General features: G+C 41.9%; 1 protein-coding gene. It reads left to right on the top strand.

The window, feature by feature from the left end; genetic code table 11:
- A partial coding sequence (locus HC176_RS19745) for a hypothetical protein (RefSeq protein ID WP_209309805.1) occupies positions 1–188 on the top strand: 188 nt, incomplete at its 5' end.
- Between the last annotated feature and the right edge of the window lie 165 nt (positions 189–353).

Raw genomic sequence — 353 nt, 5'->3', positions numbered from 1 at the left:
ATGAATGGAATACCCTTGTACTTGAGTTACTGCAGGTACGTATGACCCAGGAAAAAGCAGAGGCATTGACCATCCGGGAAGCAAAAACTGCCGAAGTTACTGCACAATTCACAGCTGCAAAAGTACAGGCCGACACTTTGTTGCAACAGTCTCTAAATGATTGTCACAATCAGGGATCGGGTAACTAATTCAACTAACCAAGAAAACCAAACCAATGAATAAGAATATATTTATAATTTTTTGGCTCGCGTTGTTCAGCTTCACAGCTCAGGCCCAGATCAAATTAAACAATATCAGTGCCGGTGCTTCTTACTGGCATCGCACCTATGAGGAGCATAATGAAAGGTTCTTTC

Source organism: Tamlana crocina (assembly GCF_012037625.1).
Note: the sequence above shows the minus strand (reverse complement) of the source record. Positions and strands in the feature narration are given on the sequence as shown.